Annotated in this window: 17 protein-coding genes and 2 pseudogenes; 11 read left to right on the top strand and 8 right to left on the bottom strand. The window is 71.9% G+C overall.

All coding sequences use genetic code 11. The features are described 5' to 3' along the window. Position 1: 1 nt before the first annotated feature. The 3 genes from hemE (at position 2) to FU260_RS08445 (ending at position 3,023) form a co-directional block, all read left to right on the top strand. Positions 2-1,072, top strand: a complete 1,071-nt coding sequence (gene hemE, locus FU260_RS08430; RefSeq protein WP_147916658.1) for a uroporphyrinogen decarboxylase — start codon at positions 2-4, stop codon at positions 1,070-1,072. Between the two features lie 10 nt (positions 1,073-1,082). After that, positions 1,083-2,426, top strand: a complete 1,344-nt coding sequence (locus FU260_RS08435; protein ID WP_168211705.1) for a protoporphyrinogen/coproporphyrinogen oxidase — start codon at positions 1,083-1,085, stop codon at positions 2,424-2,426. Positions 2,427-2,645: 219 nt separating this feature from the next. Then, positions 2,646-3,023: a PIN domain-containing protein gene (locus tag FU260_RS08445; protein WP_147916660.1), complete on the top strand. Its 378-nt coding sequence runs from the start codon at positions 2,646-2,648 to the stop codon at positions 3,021-3,023. Here FU260_RS08445 and FU260_RS08450 read toward each other — a convergent pair. Then, on the bottom strand, positions 2,968-3,819 hold the full coding sequence (locus FU260_RS08450) for a hypothetical protein (RefSeq protein ID WP_147916661.1): 852 nt from the start codon (positions 3,817-3,819) through the stop codon (positions 2,968-2,970). The two genes, FU260_RS08445 and FU260_RS08450, sit on opposite strands and share 56 nt — an antisense overlap. A gap of 108 nt (positions 3,820-3,927) precedes the next feature. Between FU260_RS08450 and hemQ the strand changes: the two genes are divergently transcribed. The 7 genes from hemQ to FU260_RS08485 all read left to right on the top strand — a co-directional run bounded on the left by hemQ (position 3,928) and on the right by FU260_RS08485 (position 10,734). Next, a complete protein-coding gene (gene hemQ, locus FU260_RS08455) occupies positions 3,928-4,638 on the top strand; it encodes a hydrogen peroxide-dependent heme synthase (RefSeq protein ID WP_235912250.1) in 711 nt (236 codons plus the stop codon). Between the two features lie 68 nt (positions 4,639-4,706). Further along, entirely contained in the window at positions 4,707-5,870 is a 1,164-nt protein-coding gene (locus FU260_RS08460; RefSeq protein WP_187368379.1) for a ferrochelatase, read from the top strand. After that, positions 5,867-6,859 carry a hydroxymethylbilane synthase gene (hemC, locus tag FU260_RS08465; RefSeq protein WP_147916664.1) on the top strand — a complete coding sequence of 331 codons (993 nt, stop codon included), beginning with the start codon at positions 5,867-5,869 and terminating at the stop codon, positions 6,857-6,859. Before FU260_RS08460 ends, hemC begins: the two co-directional genes overlap by 4 nt. Continuing rightward, the gene (locus tag FU260_RS08470; protein ID WP_147916665.1) at positions 6,856-7,596 is read left to right on the top strand and encodes a uroporphyrinogen-III synthase; all 741 of its coding nucleotides are present in this window, start codon (positions 6,856-6,858) and stop codon (positions 7,594-7,596) included. Before hemC ends, FU260_RS08470 begins: the two co-directional genes overlap by 4 nt. A gap of 3 nt (positions 7,597-7,599) precedes the next feature. After that, a complete protein-coding gene (gene hemB, locus FU260_RS08475; protein WP_147916666.1) occupies positions 7,600-8,577 on the top strand; it encodes a porphobilinogen synthase in 978 nt (325 codons plus the stop codon). Beyond that, on the top strand, positions 8,578-9,888 hold the full coding sequence (hemL, locus tag FU260_RS08480; RefSeq protein WP_147916667.1) for a glutamate-1-semialdehyde 2,1-aminomutase: 1,311 nt from the start codon (positions 8,578-8,580) through the stop codon (positions 9,886-9,888). A gap of 12 nt (positions 9,889-9,900) precedes the next feature. After that, complete coding sequence (locus tag FU260_RS08485) at positions 9,901-10,734, top strand: aldo/keto reductase (RefSeq protein WP_147916668.1); 834 nt, start codon at positions 9,901-9,903, stop codon at positions 10,732-10,734. Between the two features lie 223 nt (positions 10,735-10,957). Here the strand turns inward: FU260_RS08485 and FU260_RS08490 are convergent, their stop codons facing one another. The 5 genes and pseudogenes from FU260_RS08490 to FU260_RS24585 all read right to left on the bottom strand — a co-directional run. After that, positions 10,958-11,299 carry an ArsR/SmtB family transcription factor gene (locus FU260_RS08490; RefSeq protein WP_147916669.1) on the bottom strand — a complete coding sequence of 114 codons (342 nt, stop codon included), beginning with the start codon at positions 11,297-11,299 and terminating at the stop codon, positions 10,958-10,960. Next, positions 11,296-12,315, bottom strand: coding sequence for an SRPBCC domain-containing protein (locus FU260_RS24100; RefSeq protein WP_235912251.1), 1,020 nt, complete (start codon positions 12,313-12,315; stop codon positions 11,296-11,298). Before FU260_RS24100 ends, FU260_RS08490 begins: the two co-directional genes overlap by 4 nt. 108 nt (positions 12,316-12,423) lie before the next feature. Continuing rightward, the gene (locus FU260_RS23800; protein ID WP_210418361.1) at positions 12,424-12,726 is read right to left on the bottom strand and encodes a hypothetical protein; all 303 of its coding nucleotides are present in this window, start codon (positions 12,724-12,726) and stop codon (positions 12,424-12,426) included. Between the two features lie 9 nt (positions 12,727-12,735). After that, positions 12,736-12,858: pseudogene (locus FU260_RS24580) on the bottom strand (hypothetical protein); the annotation flags it as partial. Positions 12,859-13,406: 548 nt separating this feature from the next. Next, positions 13,407-14,279: pseudogene (locus FU260_RS24585) on the bottom strand (DUF222 domain-containing protein); the annotation flags it as partial. 112 nt (positions 14,280-14,391) lie between these two features. Here FU260_RS24585 and FU260_RS08510 point away from each other — a divergent pair. Next, the gene (locus FU260_RS08510) at positions 14,392-14,835 is read left to right on the top strand and encodes a hypothetical protein (protein WP_147916672.1); all 444 of its coding nucleotides are present in this window, start codon (positions 14,392-14,394) and stop codon (positions 14,833-14,835) included. 37 nt (positions 14,836-14,872) lie between these two features. On the opposite strand, the gene FU260_RS08515 is transcribed toward FU260_RS08510, so the two are convergent. Beyond that, on the bottom strand, positions 14,873-16,459 hold the full coding sequence (locus FU260_RS08515) for an ATP-dependent DNA ligase (protein ID WP_147919390.1): 1,587 nt from the start codon (positions 16,457-16,459) through the stop codon (positions 14,873-14,875). Between the two features lie 21 nt (positions 16,460-16,480). Beyond that, positions 16,481-16,993 carry an NUDIX hydrolase gene (locus tag FU260_RS08520; RefSeq protein ID WP_210418226.1) on the bottom strand — a complete coding sequence of 171 codons (513 nt, stop codon included), beginning with the start codon at positions 16,991-16,993 and terminating at the stop codon, positions 16,481-16,483. Between the last annotated feature and the right edge of the window lie 5 nt (positions 16,994-16,998).

Consider the following 16,998-nt stretch of genomic DNA (forward strand, 5'->3'; position numbering starts at 1 on the left):
CGTGTCCTCTCCCCACCAGCACCCCCTGTCCGGTCCGACCGCCGACGCCCCGCTGATCCGCGCCTACCGGGGCGAGCGCCCAGACCGCCTGCCGGTCTGGTTCATGCGCCAGGCCGGCCGGTCCCTGCCGGAGTACCGGGCGCTGCGCACCGGCACCCGGATGCTGGATGCCTGCCTGGACCCGGAGCTGGTCACCGAGATCACCTTGCAGCCGGTTCGCCGGCACGGGGTCGACGCGGCGATCTTCTTCTCCGACATCGTGGTGCCGCTCCGGCTCGCCGGCGTCGGAGTGGACATCGTGCCCGGGCGGGGGCCGGTGCTCGAGCATCCGGTGCGCACCGCCGACGACGTCGCGAAGCTCCGGGAGAGGACCCTCACCCCGGAGGCGCTCAGCCCGATCACCGCCGCGGTGCGGCAGCTGACCACCGAGCTCGGATCCACCCCACTGATCGGCTTCGCCGGAGCCCCGTTCACGCTGGCCGCCTACCTGGTGGAGGGCGGCCCGTCCAAGGACCACCTGGCCGCACGCACGATGATGCACGCCCAGCCGCAGGTGTGGGCCGAGCTGATGGACTGGCTCGCCGAGATCACCGGCACGTTCCTGCACGCGCAGGTCAGCGCCGGGGCGTCGGCAGCCCAGCTGTTCGACTCCTGGGCCGGCACTCTCTCCCTGGCCGACTACGCCCAGTACGTGGCGCCGTACTCCACAGCCGCGCTGGCACCGGTCCGGGCGCTCGAGGTGGCCGACCGGCCGGTGCCGACAGTGCACTTCGGTGTCGGCACTGCCCACCTGCTCCCCGCGATGCATGCCGTGGGCGTGGACGTGGTCGGCGTGGACTGGCGCACCCCGCTGGACCAGGCGGCCCAGGCCCTGCCCGGTGTGGTGCTGCAGGGCAACCTCGACCCGGCGATGCTGGCCGCCGACTGGCCGGCGCTGCGCGCGCATGCCGAGACGGTGCTGGCTGCCGGTGCGGCCGCGCCCGCGCATGTGGTCAACCTTGGGCACGGCGTGCCCCCGGACACCGACCCGGAGATGCTCACCCGCCTCACAGCCTGGTTGCACGAGCAGTGAGTTGCAGTCGATGACCGTGGACCTGGCCGTGATCGGCGGCGGGATGGCCGGACTGGTCACCGCCCGCACGGCCGCCAGGGCCGGAGCGAGGGTGGTCCTGCTGGAGGCCGCGAGCACCGTCGGTGGACTGGTCGGGGAGCACCGGGTCGCGGGGCTCGACCTGGACTCGGGTGCGGAGAGCTTCGCCACCCGCGGCGGCCAGGTCGCGGCGCTGGCCGCGGATCTCGGCCTGCCCGTGGTCACGCCCCGCTCCGCGCCCGCCCGCGTACTGCACTCGGGCCGGCTACACCCGCTGCCGGCCACCGGGGTGCTCGGCATCCCCACCGAGCTGGACGCCCCTGGTCTGGTCGAGGTGCTCGGCCTCGAGGGCCTCACCCGGGCCCGGGAGGACTCGCGGCTTCCGGTACAGCCGGCGACGGCGGAACTCACCCTGGCCGAGCTGGTCGCCACCCGGATGGGGCCGGCAGTCCTGGACGCCCTGGTCCGCCCGATCGTGCGCGGTGTGCACTCGGCGGAGCCCGAGCAGATCGCCGCGGACGTGCTGTTGCCCGGTATCGCCGATCGGATGGTCGCGGCCGGCTCCCTGACTGCAGCGCTACGCCAGGTGCGGGCCGCTGCCCCGGCGGGCTCCGCCGTCGCCGGTATCGACGGGGGAGTGCACCGGCTTCCTGCCGCGCTCGCCGCGGATGCGGCTGCCCGCGGGGCGGAGGTACGCACCGAGGCACCGGTGCGGTCGCTGCGGCGCGAGGACGGCGGGTGGCGCCTGGCCGGGGACGGCTGGTCGCTGACCGCAGAGCAGGTGGTGCTCGCCTGCCCGCCGCAGAGGTGGGGCTTCCTGGATGGCGACGAGCTTGCGCCACTGGCCGCAGCGGGCCGGGCTTGGCCGGCGCCGCAGTCGGCGGATCTGCTCACCCTGGTGCTGCGCGCCGATGCGCTACCGGAGCATGAGCGCGCCGGCACGCTGGTCGCCGAACCCGGGCAGGGCGCCAAAGCGCTCACCTACGCCAGCGCGAAGTGGGACTGGGTCGCCCAGGCGGCCGGGTCGGACCGGGTAGTGCTGCGGCTGTCCTATGCCGGCGGCATCCTGGGCACGGCGGACCTGGCTGAGGTCGGCCTGCGGGACGCCGCCCGGCTCACCGGGACCGGCCCGCCGTGGCCGGCCGAGGCGCTGGACGGCATCGCCCACGTCCGGCTGCACCCGCCCGCCCCTGCGTGGGCGACGTCGTCGGTCCGGGGGCCGATGCAGCAGGAGGCGGACGCGCTGGACGGTCTGCAGCTGACCGGCGCCTGGTGGTGCGGCACCGGCCTGGCGGCGGTCGCCGCGCACGCAGCCGACCTCGCTCACCGACAGTGATCGCCGGGCGCTCGATGCAGAGGCGGCGCGTACCGGCCGGTCGATCTCGGCGCTGATCCGCTATGCGGTCGAGCAGGTCTACGGCTCGGGCCGAGACACTGAGGAGGACGTGCAGGCGATCGACGCCGCCGTCGGCGCCTGGGCCGACCGAGCCGTCGACGGCGCCGGCTACGTCGAGGGGCTCCGGTCCGGTCGGCGGCTGACCGCAGGCACCGGTCGATGACGATACTGGTGGACACCTCGGTGCTCATCGACGTGCTCCGCGGTGACCAGGCAGCGGCTGCTGTGCTTCGGGACAGCCGGAGCGAGGGTGAGCTGCATGCCAGCGAGGTGACCCGACTCGAAGTGCTTGCCGGTATGCGCGCCGGTGAAGAAACGGCCACCCGGGGTCTGCTCGAGGTCTGCACCTGGCATCCACTCGACGAGGAGATCGCTGAACGTGCCGGTGAGCTCGGCCGCCGCTGGCTGCCCGGGAACCGGGGCATCGATGCGGCGGACCTGGCCATCGCTGCCACCGTGTTCTGGCTCGATGCGCGGCTGCTTACCCGGAACGTCGAGCACTTCCCGATGTTCGCCGGGTTGACGGCGCCGTACTGACCGCGGCAGGCCGGACGCAGGTCCATACGCTCCGCTCCACGATCGTGAATCCCAGCGCATCGAGGTTGCGCACGCTCGCTGTCCCCGGGGCGGCTGTGGCCGCGGCCACCGGGCGACCCAGCGCCTCGACCAGTCGCAGCCGGTGGGCGAGCAGCGCCGTCTGTGCGCCTGCGCCTCGCGCTGCCGGGAGGGTGGCGGCTCCACCCAGCACCGCTGCGGTGGTGTGCACGGACATCGCCGCCGCGGCGAGCGGTTGATCGTGGCGAGAGGCGATGAAGCCGCGAACGACCGGCAGGGCGTGCTCTGCCCGGATCAGCGCTGCCACCTCGCTGGACGCCGTATAGCCGGCCTCGAGGAGATCCAGAAAGTCCGCGGTTTCGCCGGTGGACACCTCGCGGATCTGCCAGCTGTCATCCGGCCGTGGCGCTGGCTGGACGCCGGTCCCCGGGCGCAGGTAGGCCAGCGGCCGCACCGGTGCCGGTGCATACCCCTCGGCCAGGAGCCGGTCGATGAGCGCCGGCGAGGGGAACGTGGTGACGATCGCCGGGAGGTGTGGGTTCGCAAATCGGTCCAGGACGGCGGGCAGAGCCTCGACTGACTGATCGGTGACGCCTTCGATGGTGTTGAGGAACTCGTAGCGGGCGGCGGTGGCCATGCTGGCCCGCAGCCCGCTCAGGCTGAACGTGGCGAACCGGCCCGGCAGGCCCTGCTCCGCCGCCGCGCGGAGAGCAGCCTCCTTACGAGCGAACAGCGCCAGCTCCGCAGCGGCGACGGCATCATCGAAGGGATCGGGCACATCTGGAGCGTAGTGGTGCAGTGCTGCCCGCCGGGATTCTGTCGCTGTGTCGGCAGGTGCTGACAGGGCGTCGCAATCCGCACGATCATGCGCGATTATGGTGGCCAGGTGACCACTGAGATCCCGGCCGCGAACCAGTCCAGCGGCGAGACGCAACCCCATGGCTACACCCTCTGGGCGGTGCTGCGCCGCGACCCGGACAGCCCCGCCGGCACCGGCCCGGACTCGGTCGCCGAGCTGGAGGCCGTGCTCACCGCAGTGCAGGCCGGCGGCGAGGTGACCGTGCGCGGGTTGTACGACGTCTCTGGCTTCAAGGCGGACGCCGACCTGATGATCTGGCTGCACGGCCCGCGCGCCGAAGCCCTGCAGGCGGCCCTGCGCGAGCTGCGCCGCACGGTGATGCTGCGCACGTTGCTGCCCACCTGGAACACGATGGGCATGCACCGAGCCGCCGAGTTCAATGCCCGGCACGTGCCCGCCTTCCTGCGTGGGGTCGAGCCTGCCGCGTGGCTGACCGTCTACCCGTTCGTCCGTACGCACCAGTGGTACCTGCTCGCCGAGGAGGAGCGCCGCACGTTGCTCGCCGACCACGGCCGTCGCGGCGCGAAGTTCACCGGTGTGCTGACCAACACCGTGGCTGCGTTCGCCCTCGGTGACTACGAGTGGATCCTACCGCTGGAGGCGGACAACCTCGATGACCTGGTGGACCTGATGCGCGACCTGCGCTACACCGAGGCCCGCAGGCACGTGCACCTGGAGACCCCGTTCTACACCGGCCGGCGGATCACCCCCGCCGAGCTCGCCGAGGTACTGGCGTGACTGCGAGCAGCCCCCACCGAGGTACGGCCGGAGTCCGGCGCGGGCGCAAACCCGCCCCTGCTGCCACCATCGCCACCGCACCCGGCGCCCTCGTGCCGGCCGCCACCTGTGCTGCGGCGCAGGGGCCGGTGCACGTGAGCGAGCCGACCGGCTACGACGCGATCCTGCTCGCCGGCTTCGGCGGACCGGAGGGCCAGGACGACGTCATTCCGTTCCTGCGCAACGTCACCGCTGGCCGGGGCATCCCCGACGAACGGCTCGAGGACGTCGCCCACCACTACCGACACTTCGGTGGGGTGAGTCCGATCAATGCGCAGAACCGCACGCTGCGGGCAGCACTGGTCGCCGAGCTGGAGCGGCGTGAGCTGGACCTGCCGGTGTACTGGGGCAACCGCAACTGGGATCCCTATCTGAACGACGCACTCCGCGAGGCTCACGCCAACGGGCACACCAAGCTGCTGGCCATCGCCACCAGTGCGTACTCCTCCTACTCCTCCTGCCGGCAGTATCGTGAGGACCTTGCCGACGCCCTCGAGGACTCCGGCCTGACCGAGGCGCTGCAGGTGGACAAGGTGCGCCAGTTCTTCGACCACCCCGGGTTCGTCACCCCGTTCGTGGAGGGGGTGCGCGCTGGCCTGGCCGAGCTTCGCTCGCGTGGCGTGAGCAACGTCGAGGTGCTGTTCGCCACCCACTCCATCCCGAGCGTGGATGCGCAGCGGTCCGGTCCGGCCGAGCTGAGCCTGGGCGACGGCGGAGCGTACGCGGCCGAGCACGCTGCCGTGGCCGAGGTGGTCATGTCCGAGGTGGGGGCTACCGACACCCCCTGGCAGCTCGTCTACCAGTCCCGCTCCGGTCCACCGAGCCAGCCGTGGCTGGAACCGGATATCAACGACGCGATCGCCGCACTGCCCGCTGCCGGCCGAGATGCGGTGCTGATCGTTCCTCTCGGGTTCCTCTCCGACCACATGGAAGTGCTCTGGGACCTGGACACCGAGGCCCTGGAGACCGCGGAGGAGCACCACCTGGAGGCAGTCCGCGTCCCCACGCCCGGATCACATCCGGCGTTCGTGGCCGGACTCGTGGACCTGGTGGTCGAGCGGCTGGAGGGCGCCCGAGCCGCTGACCGGCCCGCCCTGACCTCCCTCGGGCCCTGGCCGGACATCTGCCGCCCCGGCTGCTGCGAGAACGTCCGCCGCGGGTTCCGGCCCGCGGTCGCCGGGCTGGCGCCGTGACCACGCTCGGACCGGCAGCGGCGGCCGGCGCTTCGTCCGGTGCCGTGCGTGTGGGCACCCGCGCCTCGCACCTGGCGCAGACCCAGACGGCCACTGTCGTCGATGCGCTGACCGCCGCTGGTCTGCAGGTGCAGACCGTGGCGATGACCAGCGACGGCGACCGCACCCGCGCCTCGCTGGCCAGCCTGGGCGGCACCGGCGTGTTCGCCGCGAACCTGCGCCGGGCGCTGCTCGCCGACGAGTGCGATGCCGTGGTGCACTCGCTCAAGGATCTGCCCACCACACCGCACCCGGGCCTGCGGATCGCCGCCACCCCGGCGCGCGAGGACGCCCGCGATGTGCTCTGCGCCCGAGACGGTCTGACCGTGGCCACGCTCCCGGAAGGGGCCAGGGTGGGCACCGGGTCACCGCGGCGCGGCGCCCAGCTGCGCACCCGGCGGCCCGACCTGCAGGTGGTCGACATCCGCGGCAACGTCCAGACCCGACTCGGCTACGTCACTGCCGGTGAGCTGGACGCTGTGGTGCTGGCCGCCGCCGGACTGCGCCGGGTGGAACTCACCGACGCGATCACCGAGTACCTGCCGCTGGCCGACTGGCCCGCCGCACCGGGGCAGGGGGTGCTCGCCGTGGAGGTCCGTGACGGTGAGGACCGCGACGATCTACTCGCGGCCCTGGCTGCGATCCACGACGAGGCCTCCTGGGCTGCGGCCACTGCGGAGCGTGCCGTGCTCGCCCGGCTGGAGGCCGGCTGCGCCGCCCCGGTAGCAGCGCATGCGTGGCTCACTGGTGCGGCGAACACTGATTCTCCCGACGACGGGAGCCTGCCGGGCACGCTGCGGCTGCACGCCGCGGCTTATCACCCCACCGAGGTGCAGACCCTCCGCGCGGACGGTACAGCGGGCCTTGAGGACGCTACGGCGCTCGGACGCCGGCTGGCCGAGGAACTCCTCGCCGCCGGCGCCGGAGACTGGATCAGCCCGACCCGATGACCACCTCGACCCCGGCCGACGGCCCTGTGGTGCTCGTACCCCGCGGCGGCGCGTGGGGTGAGCGGGTGGCGGACCTGCTCCACAGCTGGGGCGCCCAGCCGTGGATCCTGCCGATGATCCACACCGAGCCTGTCGGCAGCCCGGAGCTGACGGCCGGGCAAGCAGAGCTGGCGGCAGGGCGCTACGACTGGGTGGCGATCACCTCCGCCGCAGCCGTGCCGGCACTTCCGGCCACAGTGGACGCCCGTATCGCCGCCGTGGGGCCGGCCACGGCGACGGCGCTACGCGAGGCGGGCTACGCCGTCGAGAAGGTGCCGCCCGGCCCGGACTACTCCGCCGAGGCGATGCTGGCGCACTGGCACCCCACCGGGCGGGTCCTGCTGCTGCACTCCGACCTGGCCGGGCCCACTCTCGCTGACGGTCTGCGCGAGGCGGGAGCTCAGGTGCAGGCGGTTGTGGCCTACCGGACGGTGGCCACGGAGCTGACCGCCGCCGAGGCTGGCGACCTGCGCACCGGCCGCGCAGCAGCTGCTCTGGCCACCAGCGGGTCCGTCGCGCGGGCATTGGCAGCGGCACAGGTGGCTCCGGCGACCCGGATTGCCTGCCTCGGCCCCCGCACCGCTACTGTGGCCCGCCAGTGCGGGCTCGAGGTCGCCCTCATTGCCCCGCAGCAGCAGCTCGAAGCGCTCGTCGAGGGCCTCCGGCAGCTGTACACCCCAGACTCCGTAGAGGACTGAGCCATGCACATCCGCCCCCGCCGGCTCCGGCAGAACGCGCCGATCCGCCGGCTGACTGCGCAGACTCGACTGCACCCGGCCCAGCTGGTGCTGCCGATGTTCGTCACCGAAGCCGACGAGCCCCGGGAGATCAGCTCCATGCCCGGTGTACAGCAGCACTCTGTGGACTCGCTGCGCCGGGCCGCCGCCGAGGCCGCCGACGCCGGGATCGGGGGGGTGATGCTGTTCGGTGTGCCGAACGTGCGCGACGGGCGAGGGTCCGGTGCCGACGACCCCGGCGGCATCCTGAACCGCGCCACGGCCGCGCTCGCCGCCGAGGTGGGGGAGCGCCTGGTGGTGCAGACCGATCTGTGCCTGGACGAGTTCACCGACCACGGCCACTGCGGAGTGCTGGACGAGACCGGCCGGGTGGACAACGACGCCACGCTGGAGCGGTATGTGTCCATGGCGCTGGCGCAGGCCGACGCCGGCTCCGGGCTGCTCGGCCTGTCCGGAATGATGGACGGCCAGGTCGCCGCGGTGCGCGCCGGACTGGACGCAGCAGGGCACACCGACGTTCCCCTGCTCGGCTACGCCGCCAAGTACGCCTCCGCGTTCTACGGGCCGTTCCGGGAGGCGGTGGACTCCGCACTGGTGGGCGATCGGCGTACCTACCAGCTTGATCCTGCCAACCGCCGGGAGGGGCTGCGGGAGGCGCTGCTGGACGTCGACGAGGGGGCCGACGTGGTGATGGTGAAACCGGCATCGGGCTATCTGGACGTGCTCGCCGACGTTGCCGCCGCCAGCGAGGTGCCGGTCTGGGCCTATCAGGTCTCCGGCGAGTACGCGATGATCGAGGCCGCCGCCCAGCAGGGCTGGATCGAGCGGGACCGGGCGATCGCGGAGAGCGTGCTGAGCATCGTGCGTGCCGGTGCCGAGGCCGTGCTGACCTACTGGGCCGTGGAGCTGGCCGAGACGCTGAACCGAGGAGAGGAGCTCTAGATGAGCATGATCGACCGCGCCCGGGCTGTGATCCCTGGCGGTGTGAGCTCACCGGTACGAGCGTTCGCTGGAGTGGGCGGGGACCCGCTGTTCCTCACCTCGGCCGCCGGTGCGTACGTGCGCGATACCGACGGGCGGGAGTATGTGGACCTGGTCGGCTCCTGGGGTCCGGCGATCCTCGGGCACGCGCACCCGGCCGTGGTGCAGGCCGTGCAGGAGGCCGCCGGGCGGGCGCTGTCCTTCGGCGCGCCGACGCTGGCCGAGGTGGAGCTCGCCGAGGCGATCCGGGGCCGGGTGGCGCCGGCGGAGAGGGTCCGGCTGGTCTCCACCGGGACCGAGGCGACGATGACCGCGATCCGGCTGGCCCGCGGCTTCACCGGTCGGGACAAGGTGATCAAGTTCGCCGGGCACTACCACGGGCACTCCGACGGACTGCTCGCCGACGCCGGGTCCGGGGTGGCGACACTGTCGATTCCGGGGTCCGCCGGGGTGCCGGAGGCGTTCGCGGCGCAGACCATCGTGCTGCCCTACAACGACACCGATGCCGTGCGGGCCGCGTTCGAGGCACACCCGGGGCAGATTGCCGCGGTGATCACCGAGGCCGCCGCCGCGAACATGGGGGTGGTGGCTCCGGATCCGGGTTTCAACGCGTTCCTGGCCGAGGCTTCCCGGGAGAACGGCGCACTGCTGATCGCCGACGAGGTGCTCACCGGGTTCCGGGTGCACCAGGCCGGCTGGTGGGGACTGGAGGGCGGCTGGACGCCGGACCTGCTCACCTTCGGCAAGGTGATCGGCGGGGGACTACCGGTCGCAGCAGTCGCCGGCCGCGCCGAGGTGATGCACGCCCTGGCCCCGACCGGGCCGGTGTACCAGGCCGGAACCCTCTCCGGGAACCCCGTGGCCGTGGCGGCCGGGCTGGCCACCCTGACCCACGCGGACGAGGCCGTGTATGCGCGGATGGACTCCGTGGCCGAGGTGATCGCCGCCGGTGTGGCCCAGGCACTGTCCGCTGAGGGCGTTGCCGTGGCGACCCAGCGCGCCGGGAACCTGTTCTCGTTCGCGTTCGGCACGCCGGAAGCGAGTGGCTGGACCGGGCCAGGGCCGCGGGACTATGACCAGGTGCGGGCGGCGCAGTCCTGGCGCTACCCGCCGTTCTTCCACGCGATGCTCGAGGCCGGGGTGAACCTGCCACCGTCACCGTTCGAGGCGTGGTTCGTCTCCGCCGCGCACGACGATGAGGCGGTCGAGGCGATCCTGGACGCGCTCCCGGCCGCAGCGCGGGCCGCCGCCACCGCCAACCCGCCCGCCTGAGAGACTGGGCCCATGACCATTTCTCCTGTTCCCACGCTGACCCTGCGTAACGACGTCACCATCCCTGCTCTGGGCATGGGCACCTGGCCGATGGATGACACCGAGGTGGCTGGCGCCGTCGAGACCGCGATCGGAATCGGCTACCGGCTGCTGGACACGGCAGAGAACTACCGCAACGAAGAGGGGGTGGGTGAAGGGCTGCGCCGCTCCGGGATCGACCGCGGCGAGGTGTTCCTCACCACCAAGTTCAACGAGCGCTGGCACTCCTACGACGGTGCCCGGGCTGCCTTCGAGAACAGTGCGACCAAGCTCGGTGTGGACTACATCGACCTGCTGATGATCCACTGGCCGCGCCCGGCCGTGGGCGGTTTCGTGGCTGCCATGCGTGGGCTGGCCGCCCTGCGCGAGGACGGTCTGATCCGCGCGGTCGGTGCCTCGAACTTCGCCCCGGCGCACCTGCGGGCGGCGATCGACGCCGGTGTGGTGCCGGAGGTGAACCAGATTCGGCGCGACCCGTACAACCCGCGCCGCAGTGAGCTCGCGTTCCATGCCGACCATGGCATCGTCACCGAGTCGTACTCACCGATCGGCCGGGCGGGTGAGCTGCTGGCAGATCCGGTGATCACCGAGATCGCCCGCGCTCACGGGCGTACCGCCGCCCAGGTAGTGCTGCGCTGGCACACCCAGACTGGTGCGCTGCCGATACCGAAGTCTGCGGATGCGGGCCGGTTGGCGGAGAACTTCGCGATCTTCGACTTCGAGCTGACCGGGGAAGATCTGGACCGGATCGCCGGTCTGGACGCGGGGGACCCGCATGTGCCGGACGTGGAGGTCGCCGGGCACTGAGGTTCGGACGGGCACTGAGGTTCGGACGGCACAGAGGTTCGGACGGCACAGAGGTTCGGCTGGGCACTGAGGTTCGGCTGGGCACTGAGGTTCGGACGGCACAGAGGTTCGGACGGCACTGAGGTTCGGCTGGGCACTGAGCCGGGGCCGGGCGCCGAGCCGTGAGCGGGCCCCTGAACCGCGGGCCGGCGCGGGCCACTCGTGCTGCGCCGGCCACGGTTGCTCATTCCCGGGGCAGGTTCTCCGCCACGTCCTTGAGCCGGGCCAGACGGGCGTCCCAGCCCCGGCCGATCGTTTCCAGCTGTTCGGCCAGCTCAGTGAGGCGGGACCCGAGCGCGCGGTAGCGCACCTCTCGTCCGGCGCGCTCGCGGTCGGCCAACCCCACCTGCGCCAGCAGCTCCAGATGCTTGGCGATCGCCTGTCGGCTCACCGGGAGCTCGCGGGCAAGCTCACTGGCCGACGCTGCTCGCGCACCGAGGAGAGCGAGGATCTGCCAGCGGGTCTCATCGCCCAGCACGGCGCACAGCTCCACGACAGATCCGTCGACGGCGGGACTCGTGGTCATCGGATCACCTCGCCGGCCGAGCCGGTCAGGTCGGCCGAGCCGGTCAGGTCGGCTGTGCCGGTCGGGCTGCTCGCGCCGCGCGAGGCGGCCACGCCACTTTCGCGATCCGAGCTGGTCACGTAGGCGGCGAAGGAGTCCAGCACGCTGTTCCAGCCACTCACGTTCTCCTCCATCGCTTCGCGGCGGGCGGCCGCTGCCCGGCGAGTGAAACCGGACTCGACGACCGTGACCAGGGTGGCTGCGCCGTCGTCGGCGAGGATGAACCGCACCGAGGTCAGAGTGTCGTTCTCCTCCAGGCCCCAGCTGAGGGCGAACACCGCGGGTGGGTCGAGCTGGTCGATGCGCACCGCGAACGAGTCGCCCTCCCAGAAGAAGCGTCCCACCGAACCCGGCGTCCAGCCGTCCGGGAACTCGGTGGGGTGACCCCACCAGGTGGTGAGGTGCTCCGGCGTGGTCAGGGCCGTCCACACAGTCGCGCGGGAGGCATCGATTCGTACGCTGCGGTGGATGGTTCCGGCGTCCAGGTCTGCGGTCGCGGGCTCGCCCAGACGAGTGAGGGAGGCGGCGTAGGCCACCAGCTCGTCCAGTTCCTCGGTCCAGCCGGAGGCGTTGTCCTCCATCGCCGCTCGGCGCCCGACTGCTGTGCCGAGCGTGTCGAACCCGGACTCGACCACCCGGAGGACGGTCTGGCCGGCGTCTTCGGTGAGGGTGAAGGACGCCGTGGTGGAGTTGTCCTCTCGGATCGGTTCTCCCGGTGCGCCCCAGATGAACGTGAACTCCGCAGTGGGGGAGAAGGTGATGACCCGTACCGGGAACACTCCGTGGCCTTGCCAGCCGAAACTGCCCTCGGCTCCGGCGTGCACACCGTCCGGGAAGGTCGCGCTCTGTCCGAACCAGCCGGCGATGTGCTCCGCCGTGGTGAGCGCGGCCCAGACGACCTCGCGCGGGGCGTCGATCCGGATCTCCCGTTCGACGGTGAAGGACTCGTCGTAGATGGTGGCGGGTGGATTCGACATTTCAGCTCCCTCATGCAATTGATTGATTGCAACTGAGAGTAGAGCGTTCAGCACCGATGCGCAACTGGCTAGTTGCAAGTTGTGCTGCTCTGTTCGATTCCTCGCCGTTCAGAAGGGTGGTGGTCCGTAGTCGGGTGGGTCGGTGCTGGTGCTGGTGCTGGGTGGGTCGTTGTCGTTGCCGCTCCTGTTGTCGTTGCCGTTGCTGTTGTCGTTGTCGTTGGTGGGGGTGCTGTAGCGGGGTTGGTGGGTGGGGTGGGTCAGGGAGGTGGTGGTGCCGTCGGGTTCTCGGCGGTAGCGGTGTCCGGTCGGGGTGGTCCATTCGAAGGTGCCGGGTTCGGTTTGGGTGAGGTGGAAGTCGCCGTGGGTCTTGACGGTGTGGTCGCGTGGGCACAGGGGGCCGAGGTTGCTCACTGCGGTGGTTCCGCCGTGGTCTGGGTTGTCGTGGTTCCACTCCTGGGTGTGGTCGAGTTGGCACTCACTGGCGCGGTGGGAGCAGCCGGGGCGTGCGCAGGTGCGGTCCCGGGCCAGGATGTGCTCGACCATCGCTTGGGTGGGCCGGTAGCGGGTGTGTCCGACGTCCAGGACCGCGCCGGTGAGTGGGTCGGTGACGATGCGGATCCAGTCCCCACCGGCGGCCAGTGCCCGGGCCGCGAGTGGGCTGATCGGGCCGTAGCCCTCCAGATCGGCACCTGACCGGGGTGCAGGTGCTGCCCGGGCAACGGCGGCGGCCAGGCACCGTCATCCTCAACCGGCGGTGCACCGCTCTGATCGCGACTGGCACCGCCACCACCCGCAGTGCCACCACCCGTAGTGCCACCACCCGTAGTGCCACCACTCGCGGTCCAGCCATCCGGGGTGGCGCCTCGTTCCGCGGTTTTGTGCTGGGGGCAGGAGCTGGTCCAGGGGGATGGTGACTGCGATGGTGGGCCGGTGCCCGTGCTGACTACCCAGGGGCAGGCCCGCGCCAGTCCCACCGAGGCAGCCGGTGGCCAGCCCGTGGTGGGCGATCCCGGCGAGGGCATCGAAGCGCAACTGGTCCACGCAGCGCCCGTCCCCGGCCGCTTTGGCTGCCCGGGCCGCGCCTGCAGCGCCACATCCAGAGCGAGCACATCCGCCGCCGGGCCCTCCAGGCGCATCGAGGCGATCCCGTCCGGGAGCGCCCGCGGGCGCGACACCCGCCGCTGGCTCGCCCGGTACCGGGCCCGCTCGGCGGCCTCGTCAGCATCAACGGCGATCAGGGCCTTGGCCACATCGGAACGCAACTGAGCCACCGTGCGCTCCGGAGCCCGGCCCAGCACCCGGGACTCGACCGTCGCGGCGACCTCGGCACTGACGTGCTCGAGCCCATCGACGATCACCCGCGCGCGGGCAGCGTCGATCACCCCCCGGGCCAGCGCATCACCGGTGGCAAAGAGTGCCTCCTCCAGGGCTTTACCGCGACGAACCAAGTCCATCCCGGCGCGCACGGTGGTCCGCAGCCGCACGGCAAGCTCGTCGCCGGCGACGTCCCGTTGGGTGGCTTCGCGCTGCTCCAGGGCGGCAGGCCGCATCGCCTGACGACGGGACAGGTGAGCAGCAGCGCGGAGCTTGATGGCGTGAGCGGCCGCCTCGAGGCGGTCTGCGGCAGCAGCCGCCTCCACCAGGGCAGCATCGTCGGCAGCGTCCAGGTCCAGCCGGGTGAGGACAGTGAACAGCTGCGGATCGACACCGTGTCGAGCCAGACGGTCGTCGATCGGCATCGCGTAGGTGCCTTCGATCAGCTCGGCCAGCGCCCGTTCAGCCGCAGTCTCGGCCAGGCCACCCAGATCGATCAGCGGCACAGCGACCAGGGGTGTGCACACGTCGACCACCGGCCCTGCCGGAGAGCGCAGTTCGGTCACCGCGGGGGAGCCGTGGTCCTCCCGAGGTCTGCTGCCCTCGAACCTTTGTGCCATGACCACCACGCTAGCGGCGACCACTGACATGTGGCGTCGGCTGCGCCATACCAACGAAAACTCAACCTCCGCCGTCGGCTCGAGCCGAATCGATCGCGTGCCATGTGCGTGCGAGATCGGCCGACGGGGGAGAGGATGGGGTATGGCGTCGACGTCATCGCATCCACATCTCCCGGGCGCCTCCTCCGGCGGACGGCAAGCTGCGTTGCGCTGGATCCGAGCAGTCCCGGCGATCGCCCTCCTGCTCTCCCTGGCCGCCTCAGTCGCGCTGTTGCTCCTGCCGTTCTACGGCAACCGAGGGGAGCCCACCGGTACCGCAACGCTGATCGAGGTCAATGGCTCCGGGGTGGTGATCCTCCTCGCGGTGCCGGTGCTGCTCACCGCGACGATCGCACTGGCCAAGGATCGTCCGTGGATCTCGATGCTGTGCACGCTCGCGCTGGCGGGGTTCACCGTGCTGACGGTCGCCTCGATCGGGATGTTCTATCTGCCCGCACTCGTGGTCGCGTCCGTGGGCGTGATCGGCCGTTCGGTCGTTTCCGGTTCGCGATCCCGGGTCGGCCGTGGCCCACACCGGCGCGTCTAGTCGAGATCCTGGGGATCCGCGCAAGTCGGTGACGCCGCTAGGCTTCGCGGTCCGGCGGGGTTCCGCCCCGCGCCAGGTACAGCGCCCGCACGTCCTCGATCGTGTCCGCCTCTGCGGCGGTCTTGTCCTGCCGGTAGCGCAGCACGCGGGCGAACCGCAGCGCCAGTCCGCCGGGATAGCGCGAGGAGCGCTGCACGCCGTCGAACGCGATCTCCACCACCTGCTCCGGGCGTACCCGCACGAGCCACTCCTGGCGCTGCGTGGCAAGCTCGGTGAACCGCTCGGTCTGCCAGGCGAGCATCTCGTCGGTCATTCCCTTGAACGTCTTGCCGAGCAGCACGAAACCACCGTTCGGATCCCGGGCGCCGAGGTGGATGTTCGAGAGCCAACCACGCCGCCGTCCGCTGCCGGGCTCCACTGCCAGCACCACCAGGTCGAGCGTGTGCACCGGTTTGACCTTCACCCAGGCGGCACCGCGCCGGCCGGCCGCATACGGTGCCGTGGCCGACTTGATCACCACGCCTTCGTGCCCGGCCTGCAACGCCTCGGTGAGGAACTGCTGCGCGGCGTCGGCATCGTCGGTGAGGAGCCGGCCCACCCGGTGAGCGGCGGGCACCAGCTCCTCGAGATGCGCCCAGCGCTCCGCCGCGGGCGCGTCCAGCAGGTCCGTGTCGTCGCGCAGCAGCAGATCGAAGAAGTAGGGGGTGATCGCCAGCCGCTCACCGGAAGAGTTCGTCGGTTGCCTAGGAGCACCACCCGGCAACTCGGTTGCGGTACGAGCCGCGGTCTCCTGGAACGACAGTGCCCGACCGTCCGGGGCCAGTGCCAGCGCCTCGCCGTCGAGCACCAGACGCTCCGCCGGCAGTGCGCGCACCACCTGCACCACTTCCGGCAGCCGGTCGGTGATGTCCTCCAGCGACCGGGTCACCAGCAGCACGTCCTCGCCATCCTTGTGCGCCTGGATCCGGATGCCGTCCAGCTTGTGGTCCACTGCTGCCACCTCGCCGACGGCGTTCCTCGCCTTGATCCAGGCTGTCGCCAGGTCCGGGGCCGAGGAGGCCAGCATCGGCGAGACCGGCCGGCCCAGCTCCAGCCGGAAGCCCGCCAAGGCGTCGGCGCCGCCTTCCCGGGCGGCAGCGGCCACCAGCGCGGTCGACCCGGCGAGCATCGCCGCTCGCCGCACCAGCGCTACCGGCACCTCGGTGGCGACTGCCACCGCCTCCTGGACCAGCGCCTCCGACGCTCCCTGGCGCACCTCGCCGGTGATCGCACCGCGGAGCCAGGCCTGCTCCGGTGCAGTGGCCCGTCCGAACAGCTCCGTGATCGCCGCTGCCCGAGCGGCCTGCGAGCCGGGGCCGGCCAGACCGGCGATCCGTTCGAAGGTGGCGTCCACCTCGGCGACGGTCAGCGAGGGCTCCTCGGCCGCCTCGGGCAGGCGCTGCAGTGACCGCCAGCCCAGCCCGGTGCGCCGCTGCGCCAGTGCGCCGGCCAGATAGGTCGCCACGGTGGCGGTCTCCGCCGGTTCGCACTGGCGCAGGGGCTCGGCCAGGGCAGCGATCTTCGCGGTACGGGAGCGGGTGCCGGCCACGTGCGCCGATGTGGCCACCACCCCGGCCAGCTCCATCGCCATCGCCTCCCTGCTCTCTCAGCCCACCTGCAGACCCGGCGGGACAGACCGAGAGTGCGGCCACTCCGCCTGTTCCCGCAACGCCGGCAGCACGTGCCGGGCGAGCAGTGGGGCCAAGTCCGGCGGAGCTGCTCCCAACGGCTGCCAGCGCAGCTCGTCGATCTCGCGGGCCACTTGCGGGGCACTCGGCAGGGCGGCGGTGTAGACCGTCGCCGCCACTCGGGTGGCCGCCTCGTTGGCCGCGACTTCGTCGAAGGTGCCGAGCAGGTGCAGGTTCTCGGTGGTCAGCACCACGCCGATCTCCTCTGCCACCTCCCGCACCGCCGCCACCTCGGCAGTCTCCCCGGGATCGAGCTTGCCACCGGGCAGCATGAACCGGCTCGTGTCGCGCTTGCGCACGGTGAGCAGTTCAGCGTCGCCATAACCACGTCCGCCGGCGACACCCTCACCTTCGCCGGTTCGCACGAAACAGACGCCGGCAATGGTCAGCACAGTCCTCACCGGTACAGCGGCAGCAGGTTCGTTCGGCACCCCGC

Source organism: Ruania zhangjianzhongii, assembly GCF_008000995.1.
GTDB lineage: Bacteria > Actinomycetota > Actinomycetes > Actinomycetales > Beutenbergiaceae > Ruania > Ruania zhangjianzhongii.